The sequence below is a fragment of the Dyella sp. 01N36 genome, from assembly GCF_056399745.1.
The window spans coordinates 37,647-61,558 of sequence record NZ_JBFTRY010000010.1; the positions used below are offsets into that span (position 1 = coordinate 37,647).

Annotated in this window: 26 protein-coding genes and 1 pseudogene; 16 read left to right on the forward strand and 11 right to left on the reverse strand. The window is 64.6% G+C overall.

Going from position 1 to position 23,912, the window contains the following annotated elements:
- Position 1 precedes the first annotated feature (1 nt).
- Entirely contained in the window at positions 2-466 is a 465-nt protein-coding gene (locus tag AC1DMG_RS04255; RefSeq protein WP_441604567.1) for a hypothetical protein, read from the reverse strand.
- 195 nt (positions 467-661) lie between these two features.
- On the opposite strand from AC1DMG_RS04255, the gene AC1DMG_RS04260 reads away from it, so the two are divergent.
- Together AC1DMG_RS04260 and AC1DMG_RS04265 are read left to right on the forward strand one after the other, a co-directional pair.
- On the forward strand, positions 662-1,150 hold the full coding sequence (locus AC1DMG_RS04260; protein ID WP_441604568.1) for a DUF6496 domain-containing protein: 489 nt from the start codon (positions 662-664) through the stop codon (positions 1,148-1,150).
- Positions 1,151-1,203: 53 nt separating this feature from the next.
- Positions 1,204-1,434 carry a hypothetical protein gene (locus AC1DMG_RS04265; protein WP_441604569.1) on the forward strand — a complete coding sequence of 77 codons (231 nt, stop codon included), beginning with the start codon at positions 1,204-1,206 and terminating at the stop codon, positions 1,432-1,434.
- Positions 1,435-1,504: 70 nt separating this feature from the next.
- Here AC1DMG_RS04265 and AC1DMG_RS04270 read toward each other — a convergent pair whose 3' ends face one another.
- Together AC1DMG_RS04270 and AC1DMG_RS04275 are read right to left on the reverse strand one after the other, a co-directional pair.
- Complete coding sequence (locus tag AC1DMG_RS04270) at positions 1,505-2,050, reverse strand: DUF4142 domain-containing protein (protein WP_441604570.1); 546 nt, start codon at positions 2,048-2,050, stop codon at positions 1,505-1,507.
- A 471-nt stretch (positions 2,051-2,521) separates the two neighbouring features.
- The gene (locus AC1DMG_RS04275) at positions 2,522-3,061 is read right to left on the reverse strand and encodes a carboxymuconolactone decarboxylase family protein (RefSeq protein WP_441604571.1); all 540 of its coding nucleotides are present in this window, start codon (positions 3,059-3,061) and stop codon (positions 2,522-2,524) included.
- 130 nt (positions 3,062-3,191) lie between these two features.
- On the opposite strand from AC1DMG_RS04275, the gene AC1DMG_RS04280 reads away from it, so the two are divergent.
- Positions 3,192-4,124 (forward strand): AraC family transcriptional regulator, encoded by a 933-nt coding sequence (locus AC1DMG_RS04280; RefSeq protein WP_441604572.1) that lies wholly within the window; start codon positions 3,192-3,194, stop codon positions 4,122-4,124.
- On the opposite strand, the gene AC1DMG_RS04285 is transcribed toward AC1DMG_RS04280, so the two are convergent.
- A complete protein-coding gene (locus AC1DMG_RS04285; protein ID WP_441604573.1) occupies positions 4,121-5,059 on the reverse strand; it encodes a GlxA family transcriptional regulator in 939 nt (312 codons plus the stop codon). The genes AC1DMG_RS04280 and AC1DMG_RS04285 overlap by 4 nt on opposite strands.
- Before the next feature lie 136 nt (positions 5,060-5,195).
- Between AC1DMG_RS04285 and AC1DMG_RS04290 the strand changes: the two genes are divergently transcribed.
- From AC1DMG_RS04290 to AC1DMG_RS04315, 6 genes are all read left to right on the forward strand, one after another.
- Positions 5,196-5,999: an SDR family NAD(P)-dependent oxidoreductase gene (locus tag AC1DMG_RS04290; RefSeq protein ID WP_441611084.1), complete on the forward strand. Its 804-nt coding sequence runs from the start codon at positions 5,196-5,198 to the stop codon at positions 5,997-5,999.
- A gap of 120 nt (positions 6,000-6,119) precedes the next feature.
- Positions 6,120-7,196 carry an NAD(P)H-dependent flavin oxidoreductase gene (locus AC1DMG_RS04295; protein WP_441604575.1) on the forward strand — a complete coding sequence of 359 codons (1,077 nt, stop codon included), beginning with the start codon at positions 6,120-6,122 and terminating at the stop codon, positions 7,194-7,196.
- 84 nt (positions 7,197-7,280) lie between these two features.
- Positions 7,281-8,252 (forward strand): LysR family transcriptional regulator, encoded by a 972-nt coding sequence (locus AC1DMG_RS04300; protein WP_441604576.1) that lies wholly within the window; start codon positions 7,281-7,283, stop codon positions 8,250-8,252.
- Positions 8,253-8,356: 104 nt separating this feature from the next.
- The gene (locus AC1DMG_RS04305) at positions 8,357-9,067 is read left to right on the forward strand and encodes an SDR family NAD(P)-dependent oxidoreductase (RefSeq protein WP_441604577.1); all 711 of its coding nucleotides are present in this window, start codon (positions 8,357-8,359) and stop codon (positions 9,065-9,067) included.
- A gap of 89 nt (positions 9,068-9,156) precedes the next feature.
- Positions 9,157-9,393 (forward strand): tautomerase family protein, encoded by a 237-nt coding sequence (locus AC1DMG_RS04310; protein ID WP_046972535.1) that lies wholly within the window; start codon positions 9,157-9,159, stop codon positions 9,391-9,393.
- Between the two features lie 78 nt (positions 9,394-9,471).
- Positions 9,472-10,761, forward strand: a complete 1,290-nt coding sequence (locus AC1DMG_RS04315) for an MFS transporter (RefSeq protein ID WP_441604578.1) — start codon at positions 9,472-9,474, stop codon at positions 10,759-10,761.
- 12 nt (positions 10,762-10,773) lie between these two features.
- Here AC1DMG_RS04315 and AC1DMG_RS04320 read toward each other — a convergent pair whose 3' ends face one another.
- Together AC1DMG_RS04320 and AC1DMG_RS04325 are read right to left on the reverse strand one after the other, a co-directional pair.
- Positions 10,774-13,572, reverse strand: a complete 2,799-nt coding sequence (locus tag AC1DMG_RS04320) for a serine/threonine-protein kinase (protein WP_441604579.1) — start codon at positions 13,570-13,572, stop codon at positions 10,774-10,776.
- A 63-nt stretch (positions 13,573-13,635) separates the two neighbouring features.
- Positions 13,636-14,184 carry an ECF-type sigma factor gene (locus tag AC1DMG_RS04325; protein WP_441604580.1) on the reverse strand — a complete coding sequence of 183 codons (549 nt, stop codon included), beginning with the start codon at positions 14,182-14,184 and terminating at the stop codon, positions 13,636-13,638.
- Between the two features lie 147 nt (positions 14,185-14,331).
- Between AC1DMG_RS04325 and AC1DMG_RS04330 the strand changes: the two genes are divergently transcribed.
- Positions 14,332-15,279, forward strand: a complete 948-nt coding sequence (locus tag AC1DMG_RS04330; RefSeq protein ID WP_441604581.1) for a hypothetical protein — start codon at positions 14,332-14,334, stop codon at positions 15,277-15,279.
- A gap of 96 nt (positions 15,280-15,375) precedes the next feature.
- Here the strand turns inward: AC1DMG_RS04330 and AC1DMG_RS04335 are convergent, their stop codons facing one another.
- Positions 15,376-15,576, reverse strand: a complete 201-nt coding sequence (locus AC1DMG_RS04335) for a hypothetical protein (protein ID WP_441604582.1) — start codon at positions 15,574-15,576, stop codon at positions 15,376-15,378.
- Entirely contained in the window at positions 15,557-16,228 is a 672-nt protein-coding gene (locus AC1DMG_RS04340; protein WP_441604583.1) for a glutathione S-transferase family protein, read from the reverse strand. The genes AC1DMG_RS04335 and AC1DMG_RS04340 overlap by 20 nt, the downstream gene beginning before the upstream one ends.
- A 122-nt stretch (positions 16,229-16,350) precedes the next feature.
- On the opposite strand from AC1DMG_RS04340, the gene AC1DMG_RS04345 reads away from it, so the two are divergent.
- The 4 genes and pseudogenes from AC1DMG_RS04345 to AC1DMG_RS04360 all read left to right on the forward strand — a co-directional run bounded on the left by AC1DMG_RS04345 (position 16,351) and on the right by AC1DMG_RS04360 (position 19,219).
- A complete protein-coding gene (locus tag AC1DMG_RS04345; RefSeq protein ID WP_441604584.1) occupies positions 16,351-16,830 on the forward strand; it encodes an Lrp/AsnC family transcriptional regulator in 480 nt (159 codons plus the stop codon).
- 340 nt (positions 16,831-17,170) lie between these two features.
- The gene (locus AC1DMG_RS04350; protein ID WP_441604585.1) at positions 17,171-18,007 is read left to right on the forward strand and encodes an enoyl-CoA hydratase/isomerase family protein; all 837 of its coding nucleotides are present in this window, start codon (positions 17,171-17,173) and stop codon (positions 18,005-18,007) included.
- Positions 18,008-18,029: 22 nt separating this feature from the next.
- A pseudogene (locus AC1DMG_RS04355) lies at positions 18,030-18,200 on the forward strand (GlcG/HbpS family heme-binding protein); the annotation flags it as partial.
- 146 nt (positions 18,201-18,346) lie between these two features.
- The gene (locus AC1DMG_RS04360) at positions 18,347-19,219 is read left to right on the forward strand and encodes a TolB family protein (RefSeq protein ID WP_441604651.1); all 873 of its coding nucleotides are present in this window, start codon (positions 18,347-18,349) and stop codon (positions 19,217-19,219) included.
- Positions 19,220-19,421: 202 nt separating this feature from the next.
- Here the strand turns inward: AC1DMG_RS04360 and AC1DMG_RS04365 are convergent, their stop codons facing one another.
- The 3 genes from AC1DMG_RS04365 to AC1DMG_RS04375 are packed head-to-tail and all read right to left on the reverse strand — an operon-like array spanning position 19,422 to position 21,154.
- Positions 19,422-20,051, reverse strand: a complete 630-nt coding sequence (locus AC1DMG_RS04365) for a DNA-3-methyladenine glycosylase (protein WP_441604586.1) — start codon at positions 20,049-20,051, stop codon at positions 19,422-19,424.
- Position 20,052: 1 nt separating this feature from the next.
- Positions 20,053-20,592, reverse strand: a complete 540-nt coding sequence (mug, locus tag AC1DMG_RS04370; protein WP_441604587.1) for a G/U mismatch-specific DNA glycosylase — start codon at positions 20,590-20,592, stop codon at positions 20,053-20,055.
- Between the two features lie 10 nt (positions 20,593-20,602).
- Positions 20,603-21,154 (reverse strand): TetR/AcrR family transcriptional regulator, encoded by a 552-nt coding sequence (locus tag AC1DMG_RS04375; RefSeq protein WP_441604588.1) that lies wholly within the window; start codon positions 21,152-21,154, stop codon positions 20,603-20,605.
- 187 nt (positions 21,155-21,341) lie between these two features.
- Here AC1DMG_RS04375 and AC1DMG_RS04380 point away from each other — a divergent pair, with 187 nt between their 5' ends.
- Together AC1DMG_RS04380 and AC1DMG_RS04385 are read left to right on the forward strand one after the other, a co-directional pair.
- Positions 21,342-22,433 carry an HlyD family secretion protein gene (locus AC1DMG_RS04380; protein WP_441604589.1) on the forward strand — a complete coding sequence of 364 codons (1,092 nt, stop codon included), beginning with the start codon at positions 21,342-21,344 and terminating at the stop codon, positions 22,431-22,433.
- Positions 22,430-23,911 carry an MDR family MFS transporter gene (locus AC1DMG_RS04385; RefSeq protein ID WP_477180199.1) on the forward strand — a complete coding sequence of 494 codons (1,482 nt, stop codon included), beginning with the start codon at positions 22,430-22,432 and terminating at the stop codon, positions 23,909-23,911. The genes AC1DMG_RS04380 and AC1DMG_RS04385 overlap by 4 nt, the downstream gene beginning before the upstream one ends.
- Position 23,912 lies beyond the last annotated feature (1 nt).

Here is a 23,912-nt window from a genome sequence, read left to right on the forward strand (position 1 = left end):
CTCAATGCAGGCGCGGCTTGCCTTGCTGCGAGGCAAAAATCGCGCGATCCACGTCTGTCTGGCTGCCCATGGCCTGTTCCGGCCACAGCGACGCATCGTCTTCCCGCAGCGATTCACCGGGAAGCACGTGCACGTCGACAGCGTGCAGACCACGCAGGATGTCCGAGACTTCCTCGATCTGAGCATCGTCATCGATTTCCACGCTGAGCACCGCGAAGCCGATCTCGACCGCCGGCGGCAAGCTGGCGGGTTCACGCAGATGATGTTGCTTGCCTTCGCGTTCGCCGCGGTGGCTGACGCGCGACACCACGCTGGTCGGCGCACTGGCGCTTGCCGCGCACCCACCCACGCTTTCATCGCACTGGACCACACCTTTGCGACGAGGAAGACCGCGCGACATCAGTTTGTCGAACGCGGACGCCGCGCCGAACTGATTGCTGAACTTGGCAACGATAAGGGCGCTCATGGCTCTCTCCCGCGGGGATGGCTCGGCTCGCAAAGCCTTGCATGACAGGTGTTAACCGGGCGATGGCGCGGCGTGACCGGCAGGGCATCAGCATGAGTGTCCACTGAATGTTTTCCCTTGATGTGCAAAAGGATGACGCCAGCTGCACATCTCGTGGCTTAGACGTTTAGACACACTCGAACAGGAGTCCGCCCCATGCCCGAGGCAAAAACGCGCAAGGCCGTTGCGCGCGATAAACGGCAAGGAAAATCGGCCGGCACGCAGGCTGGCGAGTTCGTGCGTGAAGAGATGGAGCATGTGCGCAAAGGCAAACACGGCGCACGCTCGGCCAAACAGGCCATCGCCATTGGCTTGTCCAAGGCCCGCCGCGCCGGCGTGAAAGCGCCGGTCAGCAAGACCGCCAGCAAGGCCACGCGCAAGAAAGCCGCGCAGGACGAAACCGCATCCAAGCATCGCCGCAAGACCTCTACCACCCGTTCGCGCGCCACCAGTGGCGCGTTGAAGAAGGAAGGTCATGCGGCGGCATCCCACACTGCCTTGTCCAGGCAGGCCAAGAGCAGTGCGCGCAAACGGACCAGCGCATCGCGATCGGCGGCAGCCAGGAAGGCCGCGCGTACCAAAGGTGCAGCAGGCCGTTCCGCCGCCGCCAAGAAAGCTGCCCGTACCCGCAAGGCGCGTGCGTGAATCACTGCGCATCGCGTCAAACTCAGTTGAACCAACGCCCATGGAGGTAAGACATGGTTTTCCCGACCCGCAAGGTCTGTGCGCCGCTGTTGCTCGCTTTGCTAGCCGTTGCCGGCTGCAGTCACCAGGGTGACGACAGCGCCTCGCCGCCGCCGGCACCCGCCAGCTCCGCAGCGCCATCGCCGGCGATGCCCGCCACGACGCCGTCGCCCAGCAGCACCGCGATGACGCCCAGCCCGGCGTATCCGCAGAGCTCACCGGCTCCGGCTGCGTCTACGCACTGACGGCGCCCAAGCCATGACCACGCGATCCCGTGGCGCGGGATCGCGTGGTTTGCTGCTGCCGTGCGACAGCTCAGGGCGTGCTCAAGGGCTGGCCGGGCGACAAGGCCTGGGCCATTTCCAGGTGATGCTTGAGCGTGGGCAGTGTCTTGCCGGCGAAAGCGGCGACATCCGGATCGCTGCTGTGCGAGGCGGCATCGAACAGTTCGATGGCCTTCTGGTGTCCGCCCACCATGGCCGAGGCATAGGCTTTGTCGAAATCACTGCCGCTCAAGCTCTGCAACTTGTCCATGACGTCAGAGGGCTGCGGCTGCAGCACCACGTTGGCGTGCTTGCGATTGGCCAGTGCCGCCAGTTGCTTGTTGGCGGCGGTGTGATCCTTCATCAGCTGCTGTGCCAGGGCCTTGGTCTGGGGCGAGGACGCTTTCTGCTGCGCCAGTTGCGCCATCTGCACTTCGCCCGCGCCATCGCTCGATGCCTTGGTGAAGAACTCCTGGTCCGACACCGGGCTCTTGGCCGACGGCGACGCGCCCGATGTGGCGGCCTGTGCCCACAGGTCGTTGCATACCGGCACGGAGATCAACAATGCCGCGGCGATGATGAGAGAGGTTTGTTTCATGGCTGCCACCTTGATCCGCAGGGGAGTGGCGTCGACCGTAGTGCCAGCGCACTCCCGGACGTGTGACATCGGTGTGTGCATCTTCTTGTCGCGCATATACCGTTGTCCAAACGCTGGATTCACATGCGATGGACACACCAGACGTCGCAGTGAACCTATCGAAACGGCAACGCCTTGCTGACGCGGCCGTGACCTATGCAGGGGCGGGGAAGCCTACGCTAGCGTTTTCCAACACGGGAGCTTGGCTATGCCGACCGGTTTCCAATGCGCGTATCCACCCTGCCAATGCTATGTGGAGAAGCCGGGTGAGTTCTGCAGCTCCCATTGCCGCAAGGCGCAGGCTTCGGGTCACATCGAGGGCCAGTGCCATTGCGGTCATCCCGCCTGCATGGGCCGATCCGAAGAGGACCAGGACGGCTCGGCCATCTGAACCGGCACGGCCGCGATCAGGGTCGCGGCCGTGCCCGTGCGTTACGCCGCTTTCGGGAAGTCGAGCACCGTGTCGTTGACGCGATTGACCATGTTGGTGAACAGGATCGCGCTGATGGCGAGGATGGCTTCCACGATCTGGCGATCGCTGTAACCGGCGTTCTTGACGCGATCCACGGCGTCGGCGGACAGCGTGTTGCTGGTGGTGACCAGGGTCAGCGCAAACTTCACCAGCGCATCGATCCTGGCGTTGCCTTCCAGCCCACCCTTGCGCAGCTGCATGATTTGCTCGGCGGTGTAGCCGGCCATCTTGCCGGTCGTGGTGTGCGCGGCCAGACAGTAGTCACACTGCGATGCTTCGCTCACGGCGAGGTTGATCGCTTCCAGTTCCAGCGCGGACAGCTCGCCTTGCTTCAGCACGGCATTGGTCTGCAGCACGTTGGCCAGCACGTTTGGTGCGCTGCTGCCGACCGTGGCATAGGCGTTGGGGACTTTGCCCATGGCCTTCTTGATGCCGGCGAACAGTGCGGCAGAGGCTTCAGGGGCGTCGGCGATATTGTTGATCGTGGTGAGACGGTTCATGACATGTACTCCGAGATTGAGTTGATGAAACCGGTGTGGGAGAAGCTTGACCGTGTGAAAATGATAGGAACGACGGCCGCGCTGGTCCGCACACGCGCGTCTCAACCTCTTGCTCCGGAGTCTCACCTCGATGGATGGCCTCGATCGCCTGGTCCATGCCATTGCACCCACCGGTTCGGTGGAGTTGCAATGCCGCTTTGCCGGGGAGTGGACGCTCGATCACCCGCCGTTGCCGCCGAACCATTTGCCCTACCACGTGATCCTGCAGGGCAGCGCCGAGCTGGAGATCGACGGCAAGACCACCGCACTGGCGCCGGGCGACGTGTTGCTGTTTCCCTATGGCGACGCGCACATCCTGCGCAGCGCCGTGGCAGGCGCCGACGGTCGTCGGCCTGAGCTGGAAAACCGCCGCCGCTCGCAGGGACGCGTCACCCTGATTGAACATGGCGGCGAGGGCCCGGCACTGGACATGTTGTGCGGCCAGTTCGAGCTGTCGGGTGCGACGGACGCGTTATGGACGGGCTTGCCCAAGGTGCTGCATGTGCGCACTGATCGTCGCGATGCGCTGCTGGGCCTGATCCAGGTATTGCGCGATGAAGCGGCGCGCGTGCTGCCGGGCGGCGGCGCGGTGGTCGAGATGGTCACTGGCGCGATGTTCACGCTGATCCTGCGCAGCATGACGGCGAGCGGACATCTGCAGCTGGGCATACTCGGCCTGCTGGCCAATCCAAGGCTGGCCAACGTGGTGGATGCCGTGCTGAAGGACCCGGCGCAGGCGTGGACGCTGCAGAGCCTGGCTGACCTTGCGCATATCTCGCGCGCCAGCTTTGCGCGGCACTTCAGCGAGATCAGCGGCATGACGCCGATGGAGTGGGTCAATGGCGTGCGGCTCGCCGTGGCCGCGCAATCGCTGCGCGCTGGCACCTTGTCGGCGGGCAGGGCGGCCGAGCTCGCCGGCTATGCCTCGGAAGCGGCTTTCACGCGCGCCTTCAAGACGCGCTACGGCGCGCCGCCCGGCGCTTACGGCCGCATGCACGCCCGCGCTGATCGACCCGCATCCTAGGCCGTCGCCAGCTCGTCCGCTTCAGGCAGCGATGACTGTCGCCGGATCGCCTGCGGCGGCTGCCCGAACGCGCGCAGGAATGCGCGGCGCATGCGTTCGCGATCGGCGAAACCCACTTCACGCGCCACCACTTCGACCGGATGGCGCGTCTGCTCCATCATCAGTCGCGCCGCCTCGATGCGCAGATGCTCCACCGCTTTCGCCGGCGATTGCCCGGTTTCCGCGCGAAACGCGCGGCTGAACTGGCGAGCGCTGAGGTTGGCGGCTGCCGCGAGCTCTTCCACGGACAGTGCCGATTGCAGATGGCTCTTGGCGTAGGTCAGCGCGCTCTGGATGCGGTCCGATTTGGGTTCCAGTTCCAGCAGCGTGGAAAACTGCGATTGTCCGCCTGCGCGCCGGTGATACAGCACCAGCTTGCGCGCCACCTGGCGCGCCACTTCGGCGCCCAGGTCCTTCTCCACCATGGCCAGCGCCAGGTCGATGCCGGCGCTCATGCCGGCCGAGGTCCAGATCGGCCCGTCGATGATGAAGATGCGGTCTTCTTCCACCTGCACCTTGGGAAAGCGCTCGGCCAGGTCGCGCGCGAGCAGCCAATGCGTGGTGGCGCGGCGTCCATCGAGCAGGCCGGTTTCGGCCAGCAGAAACGCGCCTGTACAGATGGCAGCGATGCGTCTTGTGCGGGCGGGCGCCTCACGGATGAAGTCGAGCAGCGCAGGCGTCGATTCGGGCACGCCCACGCCGCCGCAGATCAGCAAGGTATCGATCGGCTGCGCTGAAAACGGTTCGCTCTGGGTGGCCATGCCGAACGAACTGCGGATGGTGGCGCCGGTTTCGGACAGGAAACGCACGTCGTAAACCGTCTCGCCCAGCTCGATATTGGCGAATTCGAAGGCCGAAGCCGCCGCCAGGCTCATCGCCTGGAACTGAGGAAACATTACAAAACCAATGACTTGCATGGCTCGGCCTCGCTATGGCCTAAAAGGTGGCATATGCGACATTTAAGTCTTCAAGCGCAGAGCTTACAACGTTCTCCAGACGCCGGCATCCCGCCGGACGCTGTGGAGTATCGATATGACGACGCAAACCAAGGGCACCGCCCTGATCACTGGCGCTTCCTCGGGCATTGGTGCCATTTACGCCGAGCGCCTGGCTCGCCGCGGCCATGACCTGATCCTGGTGGCGCGCAACCGCGAACGCCTGACCGAGCTGGCGCGCCGCCTGACCGACGCGACCGGCCGCAGCGTGCAGGTCTTTCCCGCCGACCTCAGCGAGCCCGCCGATCTGGCCAAGGTGGAAGACTTGCTGCGCACCGATCGCAGCATCACCGTGCTGGTGAACAACGCCGGTTTCGGCGCCGCCACGCCGCTGCTGCAGTCGGATGTGGCGCGCATGTCGGAGATGATTTCGCTCAACGTCAACGCACTCACGCGCCTCACTTATGCAGCGGTGCCGGGCCTCGTGGAGCGGGGCAATGGCACGGTGATCAACATCGCCTCGATCGTGGCGGTGGCGCCGGAACTGCTCAACGGCGTGTACGGCGGCAGCAAGGCCTATGTGCTCGCCTTCACCCGCTCCCTGCAGCACGAGCTGGCGGACAAGGGCGTGCGTGTGCAGGCCGTACTGCCGGGTGCGACCGCGACGGAGTTCTGGGACGTGCTCGGCCATCCGGTCAGCAACCTGCCGCCGGCATGGGTGATGTCGGCTGCCGACATGGTGGACGCGGCGCTGGCAGGCCTGGACCAGGGCGAAGTGTTCACCGTGCCGGCCTTGCCCGATGCGGGTGACTGGAGCGCCTATGAAGACGCGCGCCAGAAGTTGATGCCCAACCTGTCCCATTCGCAGCCCGCGTCGCGCTACGGCGTGGCCAAGGCCTGAAGCGGCGTGCGGGGATTGTTCCGCACGATGGAAGACTGACTGCCGGCTCTGATGGTTTCGAGGTGACGGGCGGGGCGCGTAAAGTCGCATGCATCCCCCCAGAGCCTGGAGTGGCCCGTCATGGCGAATGCCGCGTCTTCATCATTGCTCCGCGCGATCGGCATCAGCGTGCCCATCATCCAGGCCCCCATGGCCGGCATATCGTCTCCGGCCATGGCGGCAGCGGCGAGCGATAGCGGCGGCCTGGGTTCGCTGGGCGTGGGCGCCATGACGGCAGGCAAGGCGCGTGAAGCCATCCACGCGTTTCGCCAGCTGAGCAAGGGCCCTCTCAATGTGAACCTGTTCGTGCACCGGCCGGCGCATGCGGATGCCGCCAGGCAGGCGGCTTGGATCGCGCGACTCGCGCCGGAGTTCCAACGCTTCGGGGCGACCCCGCCATCGTCGCTGGGCGAGATCTACACGTCTTTCCTGGTCGACAACGACATGCTCGCCATGCTGGTCGAGGAACGACCGGCCGTGGTGAGCTTTCATTTTGGTCTGCCCACGGCCGAACAGATCAAGGCGCTCCATGGCGCCGGCATTTACCTGATGGCATCGGCCACGAATGTGCGCGAAGCCAAGGCGGTGGAAGCCGCCGGCATCGATGCGGTGATTGCGCAGGGCTATGAGGCGGGCGGTCATCGGGGGATGTTCGATCCCGATGATGAGGACAGCCAGCTGGGCACCTTGGCCTTGACCCGGTTGCTGGTGGAAAACGTGCGCATTCCCGTGATCGCCGCGGGCGGCATCATGGACGGTGCCGGCATCGCCGCCGTGCTCAAGCTGGGCGCAGCCGCGGCGCAACTGGGCACGGCCTTTGTCTCCACCGACGAATCCCTCGCCGATGCCGGCTATCGCAAGGCGCTGGCCAGCGATGCTGCCTACGCCACCGTGATGACGCGTGCCGTCTCCGGTCGACCGGCGCGCAGCCTGGCGAGCCTGTTCACGCGGCTGGGCGCCAGCGTGCCCAACGCCGACGTACCCGACTATCCGATCGCCTACGACGCAGGCAAGGCACTGAATGCAGCGGGCCGCGCGGCCGGTGAAGCAGGTTATGGCGCACACTGGGCCGGGCAGGGCGCGCCGCTGGCGCGCGCCATGTCCACGCGCTCATTGATGCAGGTCTTGATCGGCGAATGGCGGCAAGCCACGGGCTGAGTTGAAGGGTTCGATGCGCGATTGGACCAGTTGTAGGACACTTCCCCGACCCACGTTTTCGCGCTGACAGGCAAGGCTCGTCCTATGGATCGCATCGATGCCATGAAGGTTTTCGTCGCCGCGCTCGACGAGGGCAGCCTCGCCGGCGCGAGCCGCAAGACCGGGCGTTCGGCGGCGGCCGTGAGTCGCGCCATCGCGTTTCTCGAAGACCACGTGGGCGTGCCCTTGCTGCACCGGACCACACGCTCGATCAAATTGAGCGAAGCAGGCGAGCGCTACGCCATCGCCTGCCGCAAGCTGCTGGCGGATCTTGAGGAAGCCGATCGCAATGCGGCTGGCGAACGTTCGGTGCCACGCGGCACGCTGACGATTTCCGCCACGGTATTTTCCGGCGTGGAAATCCTGCGCCCCATCGTCGATGCCTTCATGGATGAATTTCCCACCGTGAATGTGCGGCTCCATCTGCTCGAGCGGCCGGTCAACCTGGTCGAGGAGGGCATGGACCTGGCCCTGCGCATCACCCATCTGTCCGACTCCACCCTGGTGGCGCATCCCATCGGCGAGGTGCGCCGCGTGATTGTGGCGTCGCCGCGGTACCTGGCCACGCACCCGCGCATTGCCGGCATCGCCGACCTGGGCAAGCAGCAGATCATCGCGATGGAGAACATGGGCATGGATTCCTGGAGTTTTCCGCCACTGGAAGGCTCGTCCGTGTCGCGTTCGGTGTCGTTCACGGCGCGACTGGTGGTCAACAACATTCGCGCAGCGGTTGAATCGGCGGTGGATGGATACGGCGTGACACGCCTGCTGTCCTACCACGTGGCGCCGGAAATCAAACAGGGCAAGTTGCAGGTGCTGCTGGCCGATGAGGAGCCGGCGCCGTTTCCCGTCAACATCGTGTCGCCGTACGGACGACTTGCCGTGCCCAAGGTGAGGGCCTTCGTCGACTTCGCCTTGCCGCGCCTGCGCGCACGCTTCGCCTCCCTGGCCAAGGACGCGGCCTCCCCGCCGGAAACGCTGATTCAACCGCCACGCGGAAGAGTGTCTGCCGAGTAGCAGGAATTCTCGAACGCCTGTTGCGCTCCTAAATTGTGGGTGTCGGCAAACGAAGCCGATCAGTCTTCAACTGAATCCCCCAACCCCATCTGGAGCAAACACTCATGAGCAATCAGCAGAAAGTCGCCGTCATCACTGGTGCGTCGCAAGGCATTGGCGCGGGCCTGGTCAAGGCATTCCGCGACCGCAACTATCGCGTGGTCGCCAACTCGCGTTCGATCAAGCCGTCCAGCGATCCGGACGTGATCACGGTGGCCGGTGATATCGGCGACCGTGCCGTGGCCAAGCGCGTGGTGGAAGAGGCGATCAAGCATTTCGGTCGCATCGACACGCTGGTGAACAACGCCGGCATCTTCACCGCCAAGCCGTTCACCGCATTCACCGAGCAAGACTACGCCGACAATATCTCGGTCAATCTCAACGGCTTCTTCCACATCACGCAGTTCGCCATTGCGGAGATGGAGAAGCAGCGCAGCGGCCACATCGTCAGCATCACCACCAGCCTGGTCGATCACGCGATCGACGGCGTGCCCTCGGTGCTCGCTTCGCTCACCAAGGGTGGCCTGAACGCCGCCACGCGTTCGCTCGCCATCGAGTACGCCAAGCGCGGCATCCGCGTGAACGCCGTGGCGCCGGGCGTGATCAAGACGCCGATGCACGGCGTGGAAACGCACGGTGCGCTGGCGGGCCTGCACCCGGTGGGTCGCATGGGCGATATCGCCGACATCACCGACGCGGTGATCTACCTCGACAACGCGGGCTTTGTCACCGGCGAGATCCTGCACGTCGACGGTGGCCAGAGCGCCGGTCACTAAGTCCTCACGAGGGGTGGGCAAACGTCCACCCCTTGCCGCCGTAACGAGGTGGCATTTCGTCCACCGTGCATTACTTCAAGGAGAAGACCATGCCTATCGTGAACATCAAGGTCACCCGTGAGGGTTCCGCGCCGGGCCGCAGCGCAGTGACCGCCGAAGAGAAGGCGCTGCTGATCAAGGGCGTGAGCCAGCTGCTGCTCGACGTGCTGCACAAGCCGCTGGATTCGACCTTCGTCGTCATCGATGAAGTGGAGATGGAAAACTGGGGCTGGGGTGGACTGCCAGCCGCCGAATTCCGAGCGCAACGCGCCGCGGAAAAGAAATAACGCCTGCGGTGGCGCGAGCGATCGCGCCATCGAACGCTTGCGCCGAGTCAACGTTGCCACGAAAGTCGAACCGAACGCATGTCCGCCCAGATCATTGCATCCCAGCCGTCCGTCCCATTGAATCGCGCTACCGCCAGCTACGCCGAACGCAACGAGGCCTACTGGAAGCGCAATCTTGCCATCGCGGTGTTTGGTTCGTTCACCACGCTGGTGAGTCTGAGCATGTTGCTGCCGTTCCTGCCGCTTTATGTGGAGCAGCTGGGCGCTCATACACCATCGGCGATTGTGCAGTGGTCGGGTATCGCCTTCGGCGCGACGTTTCTTGGCACCGCGCTGACCGCGCCCCTGTGGGGCCACCTGGCGGATCGCTACGGCCGCAAACCCATGCTGGTGCGCGCGGCGATCGGCATGGCGATTGTCATGTCGCTGATCGGCACCGCGCATACCGTCACGCAACTGGTGACGCTGCGCCTGGTGGCTGGCCTGGTGGGTGGCTATGCGTCGGCGGCTACCGTGATGGTCGGCACGCAGGCGCCACGCGAGCGGTCGGGTTGGGCGCTCGGCGTGCTGTCGATCGGTGCGCTGTCCGGCAGTCTGATCGGACCGCTGGTCGGCGGCTTTCTGCCGGATCTCGTCGGTATTCGCGGCACGTTCTTCGTAGGCGGCGGCGTGATCGGCGTGGCGGCCCTGGTCACGATTTTTTTCGTGCGGGAGGATTTCAACCACGAGTTGGACACTCGCGCGCCGCTGGGCAGCAGCGACGACACCACCGGCATGGCGCACAAGGGCTTGATCGTCACCCTGCTGGTTACAGCCATGATGGTGTTGCTTGCCAATATGTCGATCGAGCCCATCATCACGGTCTATATCGCCCAGCTTGGCGTGCCGCACGACCACCTCGCGCGCATGGCCGGCATCGTGATGGCAGCGTCCGCCTTCGGCAGCATGCTCACTTCAGCGCGGCTTGGCTCCCTGGCCGATCGCGTCGGGAGCAACAAGGTGATCATCGGATGTCTGCTGGTCACGGCGCTGCTGATGGTGCCGCAGGCGTTCGTGACGCAGTGGTGGCAACTGGCCGTGCTGCGCGGGCTGATGGGCATGTCGATGGCCGGCATGCTGCCCGCGGTGGCCAAGGGCGTGCGCGCCCTGGTCGAGGACCGCAAGACCGGCAAGACGCTGGGTTATCTGCAATCCGCGCAATTTGCCGGTCAAGTGATAGGGCCGCTGATCGGCGGCCAGATCGGCGCGTGGGTGGGATTGCGCGATGTGTTCTTCGTCACTGCCGTACTGCTGGTGTTGTGTGCCTGGTTGAACCGGTGGGCGAATCGCCAGGATACGAGCCTGGTCGCACCGCATCGGGCAGGGTAACAACCGGAGCTTTTATGGACTGCGTGGCCTGGTCGTGATGCCGGCAAGCCAGCGTGTCGCGGCGTCGCGGTCGCTGTTGGGGCCTGCTTGCAGCTCGGCCAGCAGCGACGTGGCCTCAGCGCGCCGTTGATCGCCCTCGGCATGTTGGTCCAGCGCATCATCGACACGGGCCAGATGCGCATCGATCAAGGCCATCAGTGCGGTTGCTCGTGGCGTGATCGCCTTGGCCGCATCCAAAGCCTTGCCCAGTTGGGCGGCAGCCTCGTCGTTGCGACCCAGCGCATGCAGCGTGTCGGCGAACAGCAGGTCCGCGCGTATGGCCTTTTCCGAATGACGGTCGTCCAGGCCGGCATACATGGCAACCGCTTCTCCCGCGACTGCGGCAGCGCGCTCTTTCGCCGCTTGCGCGGCCATCAATTGGGCTTCGACGGTAAGCGCAAACGCGATGTCGGGGTGGGCGTCGCGGTGTCGCTGCCGCGCTTCCAGCAGCGCGCTGTCGATGATGAGCCGCGCCTCGTCCAGATGCGTGCGTGCAATCAGCACCTGCGCGAGGCAGGCTCGATCATAGCTGCGCCCGTTGTCGGCATAGTCGGCGCCCAGCAAGCTTTGCTTGCGGTTGATCGACTCCCTGAGCCCGGTTTCGGCGGCGGCATATGCGCCTTGCGTAAATTGCAGCCGCGCCAGATTGCCGATGCTGATGGCTTCATTGAGCGCGCCGGCCGGCGCCAGCGCCTGGTCGATGGCCACGGATTTGGCGTAGAACACGCTGGCCTCGTCGAACTTGCCTTCGTAGGCGAGCACATTGGCCAGGTCGTTGAGGTGCCACGCCGTGTGCGCATTGGGGTGCGTGTAGGCGTTGGCATCGATATCGAGCGCGTCGCGCATCGTCTGTTCGCTCTCGGCATAGCGGCCCTGCTTGACCAGGTCCGAGGTCAGGATGGTCATCGCATCGGCTACCTCGGCATGGCCGGCGCCCAGATGGCTGCGCTTGCGGGCCAGCGCTTCGCGCAGCAACGGCGCGGCGCTGTCGGCGTGGCCGGCATCCATCTGGATCCAGCCCAGATTCATCACCGCCTCGGTCAGTGCATCGCTGTCCACCGGTAGCGAGCGCCGTGCAAGGGCGAGCGCTTTGTCGCCCACCTCGATGGCCTTGGCGGATTCGCCGATACGCTCGTCCAGCCCGGCCAGCCAGGCCAGCGCGAGGACCTCTTCGGTGGAATCCCGATGCGGGCCTCGCTCGAACGCCTCGATGGCGTGCTGCAATCTTGCGGTGGCGTCGCGAACGCGGCCCAGCTCGTCGGCTTCCTTGGCCAGCAGGTATTCGACGTGCAGGGTGCGCGGGTCGGTGGGACCAAACTGCATGTTGGCAAGTGCAGCCGCTTCCTGCAGCGGCAGCCAGGCGCGTTCCGGATGACCGCTGCGGCGTTCGAGATCGCCGACCAGGGCGATGATTTCCGCGCGCAGGGCAGGCTGCATGGCAAAGTCACGGTCGGCGCGTTCGCGTCCTCGCGCAAGCAGTTCCTGTGCCGTCTCATTTGCTTCCGTGCCGTGCGATGAGCTATCGAACAGACCTTCCAGAAATGATTTGAGCGCGCCCGCACGCTGCGCTTCGCTCTCGGCGGCGATCGCTTGTGCGTGCGCTGTGTTCGCAGCGCGACTGGCCTCGCGCGCTTCGTACACACCGACAGCCGTCGCGGTAGCGAGCAGCACGGCAATCACTGCGCCCAGCGACACGGCGAGTGCATGCCGGCGGGTGAACATGAGAACGCGATAGCTCAGCGTATCGGCGCGCGCCTGCAGCGGCTTGCCATCCATATAGCGTTGGACATCGTCGCTCAAGGCCGCGACGCCTGCGTAGCGGCGAGCGGGTTCTGCACGTGTGGCCTGCTGCACGATGGCGTGCAGATCGACGCCCAGCGTTCGCCGCCATGCCTCTTCGTCGATGCCGTGCTCGCCGTCCCTGCGCGGCGCCTTTTCCTCCAACAACTCGGCAAGCAGGATGCCCAGGGCATAGACGTCGATCGCCGTCGTCGCCACGTCGCCCGCAAACTGCTCCGGTGCCGCATAGGAACGCGTGAGACGTCGTGCCTCGGTGCGCGTGCGCTCCCCATCGCCGGTGAGCAGTTTGGCGATGCCGAAATCCACCAGCTTCACGCCACCATCCGCCCCCACCAGCACGTTGCTGGGTTTCAGGTCGCGGTGCACGATCAGGGCGCGATGCGCGTGCTCCACCGCGGCGCAGACATCGATAAACAGTGCCAGCCGTTCGCGCCGCGACAGGTGCATGCGTTGGGCATGGGCGACCAGGTTGTCGCCCGCCACATATTCGAGGGCGAGAAACGGCGTGCCCGTGGGCGAAAAGCCTGCATCGAGCAGTTGGGCAATATGCGGATGCTGCAGCCGCGCCAGAATGCGCTGTTCTTGCAGGAATCGACGACGCTCGTCCGCATCGTGCACATCGATGCGCAACAGCTTGAGCGCCACCCGCTGCGGACCGCCTGGCAGCTCGCGCTCGGCCTCGAACACACTGGCCATGCCGCCGGCGCCCACAAAGCGAAGCACGCGATAGCCGGCGATGGTCGGCAGCGCCTGCGCGGCCTCGTCGGCGAGCGCAGGCAGCCACTGCGCCATGCCGCGTTCCAGCGCTTCGATGCCCGATGCGTTGTCCAGCGCCTGCACGACCAGGGTCCGCAAGGTGGCGTCTGCGCAGTGTTGGCGCAGCCACTCGGTGCGTTTGGCGACGGGCACGTCGAACAGCCGGTCGATCAGCGGTTCGATCTCGTGCCAGCGTTGGGAGAAGGCGGAAATCATCGGCGGCGCATTTCCGGTTCGGTGACCTACCTCTATAGCGTATTTACCGCGCGACTACCGACATCAACTCGGCTCGGGCATCAGGCAGGCGCTGAGAAAGGTACGCGCCTTCAACCAGTCCCGTTCGACAGTGCGTGCATTGACGCCCAGCACCTCGGCGATATCCGGGCTGGACAAGTCGGCGAACAGGCGCAGTTCCGCCACGCGAGCCAGTCGCTCGTCGGTCGCTGCCAGCCGGGTCAGTGCTTCGTCGATGGCCAGCACGTCGATGATGTCCGACGAATCCTGGCCCGCGGTCATCTCGGGCGCCTGGCGCTTCTGCGCCTTCCTGCGCCTTGCGTGGTCGATCAGGATGTGGCGCATCACCTGGCTCATATACGCATACAGATGCCCGCGGTCGGTGAACGAGACGGCGTCCTGGCTGACCAGCTTCAGATAGGCCTCGTGGACCAGGGCCGTGGTTTCCAGCGTGTGCGCCGCTTCGCGCGCGCGCTGGTGGCGGGCGAGGCGATGCAGCGTGGCATAGATCTTGGGGATCAGCGTGTCGAGCGCGGCGGCGTCACCGTGGGCGGCGCGCGCGAGCACTTCGGTGATGGGCGAGTCGGCGGTCATGCGCCCTGGATATCCGCTGGCTGACTTTGCGCAGAGCGTGTCGGTAAATGCTCCCGCTTTGCGCTGTAGGGAGAGATGGCGTGATTCGGAACGGCTGCACACCCTGGGAAGGCCATCGCCCGTCGCACCCTACAGAGGAATGAAATCATGTGGAATCATCGCTCTACGCACGGCGTTCTCACAAGGGCCGCTGGACTGCTGGCGATTGCGCTGGCCGGCTTTTCCACCGCCGCGATGGCGGACACCAGCGTTGCCGCAGCGTCGTCCAACAACCAGGCCGTGACCTATAGCTATCAAACGCTGGATGTACCGGGCTCGTCGTTGACGATCTTCTGGGGCATCAACGATTTCGGCGAAGTGGCGGGGCAATACGCCGTCAATGGAGGCACCTCGCACGCCATGGCCTATCGACACGGCCATTTCGAGCCACTGGATCCCGCGCTGATGGGCACCTACTTCAGTGCAGCCGGCGGCCCCACCGACCTGGGTCAGACCTTCGGCGGTTACACGGACGCAGCAGGGCGGCAGCACGGCTTTGTGATCATCGGCAAGCGCACCGTCACGGTGGACTTCCCCGGCCATCTCAACTCGAACGTGGACGGTCTCAATGAATTTGGCGCCATCGCCGGCGTGTATTGGGACGCCGACGGCATCTATCACGGCGTCCTGCGCCGCGGCTTTGGCTGGGACACGCCGATCGACGTGCCCGGCGCGCGCGATACCTATCCGCTGGGCATCAATGGCAGCGGCGAGATCGTCGGCTACTGGGACAACGATCCGGCAGTGACGCACGGCTACTATCGCAGCGCCAACGGCAAGATCACCAACGTCGATGTGCCCGGCGCCGCGAGCAGCGTCGCCTTCGGCATCACCGACAACGGTGTGATCGCGGGCTACTACACCGAGCCGAGCGGGGCGATCCACGGCTTCGTCGAAACCAAGGGCAAGTTCCAGACACTCGACCTGCCGGGCGCCGCAGCAACGATCGTCACGGCGATCAATAATTTCGGCGTGGTCGCGGGCGAGTACTTCGATACGACCGGCAAGCGTCACGGCTTCATCGCGACGCCCAAGTTGTCCGATCACCGGCACTGAGCATGACCTGGCTCCGCAGCGATGCGGAGCCATCCGCTTGATGCGGTGGCTGCCCTGTGCATGCTTCACTCGCGCCGTGACGACCGCCGGATGGACTTATTGCGTGCGAATGGCGCCATCGCCGATACCCAGGCAGAGCCGCAAGGCGGCCAGGCTGCATCGACCGAAGCCTGGGGACGCTGGTTGCTCCGTCTCGCCAGACTTGGCCGAGCTTTCATCCGCCTCGGCAGCGGGCGTGGGCAACGGTTGAACGATATGGCCATGCAGGAACAGCAGGTCAAGCCACGGCCAGCGCATGCGAGCCTCCCGTGTTGGCATCGGCGACTGGCGCAGCATCGACGGTGTCGCCTGCGAAGCCGGTGGCCCTCATCGATGGACGTTCGCCGATGCGCTCGTACCATGAGGCCAGCCGCGGGCGGCCGTTCCGGAAGGCGAGGATCTGGCGAAATTCGATCCAGCTGAGCGCCGTCGCCAGTGCGATATCGCCGATGTCGATGTCTGGCTCATGGCCGATATGCGCTTCGAGGAAATCGCAGGCAGCCTCGATCTTTTGCAGATGCCCATCCCGCAGCGGTGTCCAACGGAACGCCTCGGGCCGGCGCGTGGTTTCCCAACGCACGGCGATGCCGGCATCGGCGATACCCACGGCGATGGCCTGATTTCGCAACGCGACGAAGCGTTGTTTTGGCTCGGCAGGAATGAGCGGGCGGCCCTGATGCAGGCCATCCAGGTATTCGCAGATCACGCTGGAATCGAACAAGACCGTGCCGTCATCGCAGATCAGCACGGGGACCTTGCCCAGCGGATTGAGTGCAAACACCTCGCTGTTGCGCACGGTCGGGCTGGTTTCGTGATGGATCACGTCGAGCCGGTTGGCGAGACCGATTTCGTGCGCGGCGACTAGCACTTTTCGCGCATATGGCGAATGGGACTGATACAGGAGCCTCATGAGACGAATGCACGCTTCGGTGGTGGACGGTGCGAGCTATGCTAGGGTGCGCTCGCGCGGCCAGGCCGCGATTGTGCAAGGCAAGACAGGATTTTTCCCCGCCTTACGGAGGTTTCGCGCCCATGGCCCCGCCGCTGGACAAGATCGATCGACGCATCCTGGCCATCGTGCAAAAGGACGCACGCCGTCCGGCCGAGCTGATCGGCGCGGATGTCGGACTATCGGCTTCGGCCGTGCAGCGCCGCATGGCGCGGATGCGCGACGAGGGCGTCATCACGGCGGAAGTGGCGGTAGTCGACCCGATGAGCGTCGGTCACCCGTTGACGATGATTGTCGATGTGGAAGTGGAGCGCGAACGACCGGAGCTGCTGGCGAGCCTCAAGCAGTGGATTGCCGCCCAGTCCTTCATCCAGGAGGCCTGGTACGTCACGGGCGCAGGTGATTACGTGCTGATCGTGATCGCGCGCGACGTGGATGACTTCGAAGCGTCGATGCAACGCATGATTGCCGAGAACGCGAATGTGCGCCGGTTCCACACGCGCGTCGCGCTGAGCACGCTCAAGCGCGGCCTGCTGGTGCCGATGGCCGCCATGGACGAATAAGCCGGTGGCGAGCAGGAAGGCTGGCGCGAGGTGCCGCGCTTCTTGTGGGAGCGCATCCTGTGCGCGACAGCGGCGCTTCGGTGTACCACGGTCCCGGGCGTCCTCGCCAAAGGCTGTCGCGCACAGGGTGCGCTCCCACAAAATCGCCGCCGCCGTGTCGAGACGCGATGCCAGGCAGACGCCTTGGTGCACGCCATGGCACCAAGGTGTCGCCCAATGAGTGTTGCGCGATCGCAGCCAGCGTGACGGGTTCGTAGCGATACCAAAGTGTGGTGGCCTGGCGCCATGGCTGGCGGGACACTGGCAGCTGCCTTCACCCATGCCAGCGACAGGAGCCGCCATGAATGACAGCCAGCCTTCCGCGCAACTTCGCATCACGCGTCGCACTCCCGCGTATTGGCGCGTCACCATCGACAACCCGCCCATCAACGTCATGGGCCCGCCCATGGTGCGAGACTTCCAGGACGTCATCAACGCGATCGAAGCGGATGAGCAGGTTCGGGTCGTGGTATTTGACAGTGCCGTAGACGGCTATTTCCTCAACCACTCCGATTTCAACGCACGGTTCGAGGACTTGACCAGCATGCCGAACGGGCCTACCGGCTTGCCGCCATGGCCGGACGTGCTGGTGCGCCTCACGCATGCACCCGTGGCGTCGATTGCGCTCATACGCGGTCGCGCGACGGGCAATGGCAGCGAACTCACGCTCGCCTGCGATATGAGTTTTGCCAGTCGCGAAAAGACCATCATCTCGCAGTGGGAGGCGGGCGTCGGCCTGGTGGCGGGTGGTGGGCCGATGGCGCGCTTGCCGCAACTGATCGGCCGCAATCGTGCACTGGAAGTGCTGCTGAGCTCGGAAGATCTTGGCGGCGATCAGGCGGCCGCCTATGGCTACGTCAATCGCGCCTTGCCCGATGCCGAACTCGACGACTTCGTGGAGGCGCTTGCGCTGCGCATCTCGCGCTTCGACAAATGGGCGCTGGCCAATACCAAGCGCCTGGTCAATACCCAGCTGCCGCCGGACGTGGAGATCGGCGCCGGGTGGGATACCTGCATGGCCTCGATTGGCCGCGAGCACGCGCAGCAGAGCATCAAGGCGCTGATGGCCAAGGGCTTCCACAAGCCGGGCGATGTGGAAGAACGTCTTGCCTACTACATCGGCCAACTGGGCCAGTGACTGTCTTCGAAAGGAGTGACGTATGGACCTGCTTGCGACAGCGAAGGCCCTGGCGGAACGCGTGGAAGCCGAGGCAGCGCGAGTCAAGGTGCCGGTCGCGGTGTCCGTGATGGATGTGCATGGCAACCTTGTCCTGCAACATCGCATGAATGATGCGCCGCTGTTCTCGGTCGAGATCTCCGAGCGCAAGGCGTATACCTCGGCGCCCATCATCGCTGCAGACCGCTCGGCCTCCAGCGCAGGCCGTTGGTCACCCAAGCGAAGCCGGTCGACACAGATGCGTGGACCGTCCGGCGAGATCGCCCCTAGCCTTGGCGAATCTCCCGACGGACCCACACCATGCGCCCTACGATCTTGCTGGCTGCTCTCCTCGTCGCTGGTACAGCCCATGCCACCGACCCTTGGCAACAGGTCGAAGATGCTTCGCCCGCATTCGCTCCTGATGGACGATCGGTGGTGTTCTCCCGTGGCGAGGGCGCCGAGCGGCATCTCTATGTCGCCGAGCGTGGCACGGCGGATTGGATGCCGGCGACGCTGGCGCCGTTCTCCGCCTCGTGGATGGACCTGGAGCCGGCGATGGCGCCGGATGGCTCGTACATGGTGTTTGCATCCAACCGGCCGGCGCACAACGATGGCGCGGCGTTGGACGGCTATTTCATGGGCAAGCCCAGGCCCGGACGTGGTGGCAACCTGTGGCGGGTCGATCGCACGGCGCAAGGGTGGGGCGTGCCGCAGCGATTGCCGGACATCATCAATGACGGCAACGCGATCTTCTCGCCGGCCATCGCGGCCGATGGCAGCCTGTATTTCATGAAGCCCGATCCCGGCACCGGCAAGTTCCGGCTGTATCTCAGTCGCTGGCAGCACGGTGAGTACCAGGCGCCGAGTCCCTTGAGTTTCAGCGACGGGACGGCGGGCGACTATGACCCGGCGGTCGCGCCCGATCAGTCCTTCTTGGTGTTCAGCTCGTCGCGGCCACCGGCGACGGCGTCCAGTGGCAGCGCGCTACTTATCAGCGTCGCCACGCCGCAGGGCTGGAGTGCGCCGCAGCCGCTGGGCCCGATGGGCATCGAGGCGCGGCTTACGCCCGATCTTTCCACGCTCTATTACAGCGGCAAGGATCAACATATCCACGCCTTTTCGCTGGCGCAGTGGCGGGCGACGCATCGGGACATTGCGGCTTCCATGACGAGTGCCATGCCTGGGAAGTGATCTCACTTTCGCGCCGCGCATAAAAGAGGGGCAGTGGGTCCCATGAAACGCATTGGGACACTGCCCCGTTGCGCTTACCGAAGCATCTGCCAAGACATGCGGTGCCTGGAGAGCCTATGGTTGAAGCGCAGATTGATACTACGCGGCCTTGTGTTAGTTCCGATGCAATCCATGTGCAATCGCCGTTAACGCGCGTGATCTGTCAGCCGCGCTGTGCCGACGAGCCGGAGACGTAAGGGCTGCCGCGCACGCTCCAGCGCCATGGATGTTCCTTGCCCACGCTGATGCCTATGCGCAGACTTACCAGCGGATCTTTGGGCGGCGCCACGCCATCGTCGACGATGGCGAAACCCTCGAGCCCCACCACCAGGTCGATGCCGTTTTGTGCGCTGTCGATACCCATCGCCTGCGTCAGCCGGGCGGGCCCGCGGCACAAGTCGCGATCGAGCAAGGTGTGGGGCCGCGCTGCACGCATTTGTGCGAGGCCGTGGATGGGTTCGAGGGCGCGGATAAGTACGCCGCAACCGCTACCCACCGGACCGCTGACGCAGTTGCTGCACCAATGCATGCCATAGGTGAAGTAGACATACATATGCCCCGGCGGTCCGAACATGACGGCATTGCGCGGCGTTTTTCCGCGGTACGTGTGCGCTGCCGGATCGAGCGCGCCGAGATAAGCTTCCACTTCCACGATCCGTCCCGCCCGGCCATCCGCGGACGCCAGCACTTTATTGAGCAGTCGCGGCGCCAACGTGGTGGCCGGGCGCTGGAAGAAGGCACGCGACAAGGGCTTGCCCGGCCAGCTGATCGGCGCAGCTTTCCTTTGACCCACCCTAGTTCTCCGTCCGCACGTTGTGCGCTGCGGGCGCCATCATTTCCAGATAAAGCTCGCGATACGCAGCCACCAGACCGTCGAGGGTGAAAGCGCGATTCCTGCCGCTGGGGTTGGGCAGTATCCACACGATCGCGCCTTCGAAGCCCATCGCTTGTCTTCCCCAGTTGAGTTCACGCTGGCCGGAAAGTCCCGCATAAGCCGCCTTGCCGAGAAAGGCCACGAAACGCGGCGCGTGGCTCGCGATCTTCCGCTTGAATGCTGCAGCGGCCGCGGTGAATTCGCGGGGCGACAACTCATCGGCAGCTGCCGTCGCCCGGGACACCACCGTCGTCAGTCCATAGCCATAGCGCAGGATGCTGCGATCCCGCGCGGGTGCGATCTGCTCGGGCGTAAATCCCGCGAGATGAAGCACCCGCCAGAAGCGATTGCTCCCGCTCACGAAATGATGGCCGGCCGTGGCCGCCGTCATGCCCGGATTGATGCCGCAGAAGACGACCTCGAGCCGGTCGGCCAGGAGGTCGGGGAGCTCGTTGCTCACGATCGGCCCGTCACTCGCACATCACGCTGACCGCCTTCTGCGCCAGCTTGCGCAGCTCCGCCTTTGAACTGCCGGAGCGGGCGCGCACGGCCAGCGAGTGCATGGTGGCGGAGGCGAGCAGGGCGAGCGCCTTGGGATCGGCATCGGGCTTCAACTCGCCTGCGCTGCGTGCCAATTTGAAGCGCGCTTCGAAATCGGCATCCAGCTTGCGAAAACCATCCGCGGCCAGCTTCTGGATCTGCGGATCGCCCGGCGCCTCGGTAATCGCCGTGCCCACCACGAAGCATCCCAGCACCTGGTCGTCGCCGGAGAAATAAATCGACAGCGCGGCGTCGTAAACCTTCATCAAGGTCTCGGCCAGGCTGCCGCCGCTGGCGAAGGCCTTGTGCATCAGGTTGAACTTGCGTTCCCAATAGTCGTTCAGCGCCTTGACGTAGATGTCGTGCTTGTCGCCAAACGCGGCCCGAAGGCTGGGGCGGTTCATGCCGGTCGCGGCGGAGATGTCGTCCAGCGAGGTGCCCGAGTAGCCAGTCTTCCAGAACGCCTCGGCGGCCTGCCGCAACGCCGTTTCCGGTTCGTAGGCACGGGGCCGGCCGCGGGGCCTTTTTTCGGTCTTCTCTATTTTTGTTCCTGATCGCATAAAAAACTTGACCTCTCGTCTGTGCCGGGATTATTATCCTGATCAGTACAAAATTCAACAGGCACTGCGCGGAGGTTCGCAGCGGTGGCCAGTCAACGGGATCGAAGTCATGCGTAAGCAATTTGATGAAACGAGCGACGGCCTGGGCTCAGGCAGTGCCGAGACGGCGGGCCGAAGCTTGAAGGAGCGGCTGCGCTGGCCCCTGATGGCGGCCTTGCCACTGCTGTTGCTCGTCGGCGGTGGCGCCAGATATCTGCATGGAGAGCGCGATGTCGCGACGGACGATGCGTTCGTGCGAGCCGCCAAGGTCTCCATCAATGCCCGCATTCCCGGCCAGGTGGTGAAAGTGGCGGTGATCGACAACCAGCCGGTCAAGGCCGGCCAATTGCTGTTCGAGATCGATCCCGAGCCTTACCGCATTGCGGTGGAACAGGCCGAGGCGCGCCTGAACAGCGCACGCCTGCAGGTGGAAGCGCTCAAGGCGACTTATCGCCGCCAGTTGTCCGATCTCCAATCGGCCAAGGCATCGGCGGATTTCGACGGCCGCGAATACGCGCGCAAGAAGGAATTGCTCGCCTCGGATTTCGCCTCGCGCGCTTCCTACGAGCGTGCCGAAACCGACATGCAGGTATCGCGTCAGCACATTGCATCGGCGCAGCAGGATGTCGCCAACACCGTCGCGGGCTTGAATGGCGATCCCAATATCGACGTCGATCGCCATCCGACCGTGCGCGAAGCGCGTGCACAGCTCGACCGCGCGCGACTCGATCTTTCCTATACCCGCGTCTTGGCGCCGGACGATGGCGTGGTGACCAAGGTGGACGATCTGCAGGTCGGCGATTTCGTCAGCAGCGGCGCCACCGTGTTCTCGATGATGTCGAGCCGGCATGTGTGGATTGAAGCGAATTTCCGCGAAACCGGCCTGACCCATATGCGGCCGGGCCAGTCAGCCATCATCGATGTCGATACCTATCCCGGTCACGGCTTCAAGGCCCACGTAGTGAGCATGAGTCCCGGCACCGGCTCGGAATTCGCGCTGCTGCCGCCGGAAAACGCCACCGGCAATTGGGTGAAGGTGGTGCAGCGCCTGCCGGTGCGCCTGGAGTTGGACGCGATCGATCCCAACTGGCCGCTGTACTCGGGCATGAGCGTCACCGCGCAAGTCGATACGCGTCGGCAAGCCGGGGGAGCAAGGCAGTGAATGCCGCCCATGCCCACAACAGCGAGGTGCGGGCGCATTGGAGCCTTGTCGCCGCCGCGTTGATGGCGACGTATATGCAAGCCGTGAACATCTCGATCCCGAACGCAGCGGTACTGCACGTGCAGGGCGGCCTGTCGATGACGGACGACGAGATTGGCTGGGTGTTTTCTTCGTATATCGCTGCAAGCGCCATCGTGATGCCGTTGACGCATTGGCTGGCTGGCCGGTTTGGCAGGAAGAAAGTGTTTCTGGTCTCGCTGGCGCTGTTCACCGTGGCACTGATCCTCGACACGCTGGCGACGACGCCGCTGCAATTCGTCTCCGCGCGCATCCTGCAAGGTGCCGCGAGCGGCACGCTGGCGCCGCTGTCGATGGCGATCCTGCTGCATGAACTGCCGCCCCTGCGTCATGGCCGCATCGGCATGGCCTGGAGCGTGATTGCCTTGCTGGGCATCTTAAGTGGACCGGCGATCGGCGGATGGCTGGGCGAATATGTCGGCTGGCACGCGATCTTCTACTTCAGCCTGCCGATGGCTGCGTTTATCGCGCTGGCGATGAGTGCGTACCTTAAGGAAAAGAAGCTGCACAAGCTTGAGCACTTCGACTTCTTCGGGCTGGTGACGTTTTCCATGGGCATCGCCGGTCTGCAGATGATGCTCGACCGCGGCGAACGACTGGAATGGTTTGCGTCGCCGGAGATCTGGGTGGAAGCCATCGCTTCGGCGCTGGGCTTCTATCTCTACATCGTGCACGTGCTGACCAGGGACCATCACTTCCTGCACAAGGCCTTGTTCAAGGACCGCAACTTCCGCGTGGCGACGGTGATGTTCTTTGCGTTTGGCTTTGTGCTGCTGCCGACCCTGGCGCTGACCTCACCGATGCTCGAGGAACTGCTCGGCTATCCAGCCGACACGGCGGGTTACTTCAGCATTCCACGCGGTGCTGCCTTGGTGACAGCCTTGCTGCTGACCTGGCGCGCACCGTCGCGCTTGGACAATCGCTGGCTGATCCTCGGCGGTTTGGCGCTGGTGGTCTACGGCAACTGGCGGATGCTGGGCTATTCGCCCTTGATGGACTGGTGGCCGGTCGCCGTCGCGGGCGCCATTCAAGGCGCAGGGCTCGGCGTGCTGATGCCGGCGCTTACCCGTGCTGCCTTCAGTACGCTCGATCCCCAATTCCGCGCGGAAGGCACCGTGCTTTTCAACCTCTCGCGCTTGTACGGCAGCACGATCGGCATCGCCATCGTGCAGATCTACTTCTACTGCAACACACAGAGCATGCACCTGGCGCTCGCCAACCACCTCACGCCGCATCGTACCGGTCCTCTGACGGGCCAGGCGCTCGCCATGATGAATGAACTGGTGACCGGCCAGGCGGCGGTGGTCGCGGTGATCGGCCAGTTCAAGCTTTTGATGATAGCCATGCTGATCGTCAGTCCGCTGGCTCTGTTCCTGCGCAAGCCGCGTGCCGGCAACTGAT